General features: G+C 46.4%; 3 protein-coding genes. 2 read left to right on the top strand and 1 reads right to left on the bottom strand.

The features are described from left to right. Positions 1-1,362: hypothetical protein (locus QUA13_RS22460; protein WP_333202031.1), on the top strand; the 1,362-nt coding region annotated here is incomplete at its 5' end. A 173-nt stretch (positions 1,363-1,535) separates the two neighbouring features. Beyond that, positions 1,536-2,087 carry a hypothetical protein gene (locus tag QUA13_RS22455; protein WP_333202029.1) on the top strand — a complete coding sequence of 184 codons (552 nt, stop codon included), beginning with the start codon at positions 1,536-1,538 and terminating at the stop codon, positions 2,085-2,087. A 67-nt stretch (positions 2,088-2,154) separates the two neighbouring features. Here the strand turns inward: QUA13_RS22455 and QUA13_RS22450 are convergent, their stop codons facing one another. Beyond that, the gene (locus tag QUA13_RS22450) at positions 2,155-2,646 is read right to left on the bottom strand and encodes a hypothetical protein (RefSeq protein ID WP_333202027.1); all 492 of its coding nucleotides are present in this window, start codon (positions 2,644-2,646) and stop codon (positions 2,155-2,157) included. Positions 2,647-2,696: the final 50 nt, after the last annotated feature.

Here is a 2,696-nt window from a genome sequence, read left to right as displayed (position 1 = left end):
GACAAGGAAGTACTCTGTCGCTGTTTGGATTTGCTAGGGGAAGAAGCCAAACCAGAGGCGCGCGGCCTCCTCACCACACTCAGGCAAAACTCTACAGTACTCTGTCGCTGTTTGGAATTGCTAGGGCAAGAAGCCAAAGAAGAGGCGCATGAACTGCTCAAGAAACCACGGCAAGACCATCAAGTAATCTGTCGCTGTTTGGAATTGCTAGGGCAAGAAGCCAAAGAAGAGGCGCATGAACTGCTCAAGAAACCACGGCAAGACCATCAAGTAATCTGTCGCTGTTTGGAATTGCTAGGGCAAGAAGCCAAAGAAGAGGCGCATGAACTGCTCAAGAAACCACGGCAAAACCATCAAGTAATCTGTCGCTGTTTGGAATTGCTAGGGCAAGAAGCCAAAGAAGAGGCGCATGAACTGCTCACTACACAAGGGCAAGACCATCAAGTAATCTGTCGCTGTTTGGATGTGCTAGGACAAGAAGCCAAACCAGAGGCGCGCGTCCTCCTCTCCACACGCGGCCAAGACAAGGAAGTACTCTGTCGCTGTTTGAAATTGCTAGGGCAAGAAGCCAAAGAAGAGGCGCGTCAACTGCTCACTACACTAGGGCAAGACCCTCAAGTGCTCTGTCTTTGCATTACCGTTGCGAGTGACACACTAGAAGCTCAAAAAGTTGCCGAGGAAATTCTATTGCGTTGGCAAGCAGGAAAAAAATTGGATTTTGTACACAAAATCGCCGCCCTACAAGTACCATTGGATACGGAATTGCAAAAAGAGATGGCGCTTCAGGTTCTCAATAATTGGCGTGCAGAATACCGTCCTCTGGTTGCATCTGCCCTGACATTCTTCTGGAACGATCCGGATGCGGTCATAGATTTTTGTCAACAGATTTTGAGACGATGGGATCAGGAGATTGAGTATCAACTATACAACAAGCGTAAGTGCAAACGGAATGATGCACACATTATCAAAGCACTCGCTCATCCCAAGCTAAGACAAAAAGCACTAGCGGAAGCAATGAAAATGCTGCAAAAAGAAATTGATTTACCCGGTTTTCTGACTCCACTACTGCATCAACAAGTGCTTGAGATTGCCCAGGGTCAATTTCCGTGGTGGACTGGTAAAGAAGAGGAAACTGAGCCACTACAAACGCCTCAAATGGGAATGCTTAGACCACCTAAAGTACCTGAAGTATTATCCCAATCTGTGTTTTCGCCACAGATTTTATCCTCTAAGCCAAAACGCATCAAGAATCCTCAACTTCCTAAATTCCCCTCTCAATCAGTTAAGAAATCCGAGTCAAGAAACCTAGACTCGTGGCAAGAGAAATTAGATAAATTGAAAGAGTTTTACCCAGAGGAGTAAACACAGATCCATCAGCTTCAGGTTTTGAGAGGTATTGGGAAGGGAGATCGTCCTCCCTCAATTTGAAAGCGATCGCCTCAAGTTCAGCAAAACCTACTTTATATCTGGCTCAAAGTCTTCCATCTGAGGTTTAGATCGCGCACAATAGCAGTAAAACCCGCTCATAGAACAAAATGACTGAAGAAGACCCCATCCTGAAAATCTGGCTGCTAGAATACGACAAACTCAAAGCCGAACAAACCCAGCGGATTGGTTTCCGAGACAACCTCCTCTACGTCACCTTGGGTTTGTTCGGTACAATCGTGTCCTTTGCAGCTTCCAACTCCGCCAACTACTATGCCTTTCTAATCCTCCCCTGGGCTTCCTTGATTCTCGGCTGGACTTACCTAGTAAACGATGAAAAGATCAGCGCGATCGGGCGCTACATTCGGCTTACCTTGGTCGAAAAGGTTAAAGAAAAGACCCAACACGCAGACGTAGAATCTCTCTTTGGTTGGGAAATTGCCCACCGCAGCGATCGCCGCCGATCGCGCCGCAAAATCGAGCAACTTATTGTTGATGAAATTACCTTTGTCGTGTCAGGAATCATTGCCCTGATTTCCTTCTGGGCTTTAGTACCTGGCACACCTTTAGCTATCAATATTTTGGGTGGGGTTGAGCTACTCCTGCTGCTGATCTTGGGTTGGGAAATCATCGTCTACGCTGACTTGGCACAGGGGCGATAAATCCATAGACTGGCGGCTGCAAATCCCAGAGAAATTGCAGCAAAAAGTCCAGATGCCTTAATACAGATTAGGCGTTAGCTGACAGAAAAGGAATGCTTTCGGCTAAGTTATCCTTAACTTCAATTCCCTGTCTTTTCGCCCAAAACTGGCTCAAAAAGTGAATTTGCCGCAAGCCGACCACTAAATTTAAACCTGGTACAAAAAGCCACCAAACAGTTAGCGGTTCTTTGATTCCTTCTTGGCGGTACAATTCGTTAACTGTGTTGTAAAGTTTGAACTGCACGATGTAAATCCAAGCAATACCAAGCAAAGAAAACCAACCAAACCATCCGGGAACGTCAGGGTCGAATATCCGCAAAGCTTGGGGGACGGCTACTCCTAAAACAAAGGGCAGCAAGCAAAGGGTTCCCGACCAACCGCTGCCGTTATAGCGACGCAATTCTTCTTGAATAATCCATTTGTACCATCCATAATATAGCAGCAAGCTGACTGCGGACAGCAAAATTACTCGCCACAAAGACCGGGGTTTACCTAGGGCTTGCTGAATAATCGATCGCAAACCAATAACAGGAGCGATCGATATCTGAAAGCTCAGTTAAAGATAAGTTA

This window comes from Microcoleus sp. S28C3 (assembly GCF_036700785.1).
GTDB lineage: Bacteria > Cyanobacteriota > Cyanobacteriia > Cyanobacteriales > Microcoleaceae > Microcoleus > Microcoleus asticus.
The sequence above is the reverse complement of the archived record's forward strand: the minus strand, read 5'-3'. Positions and strand labels throughout refer to the sequence as shown.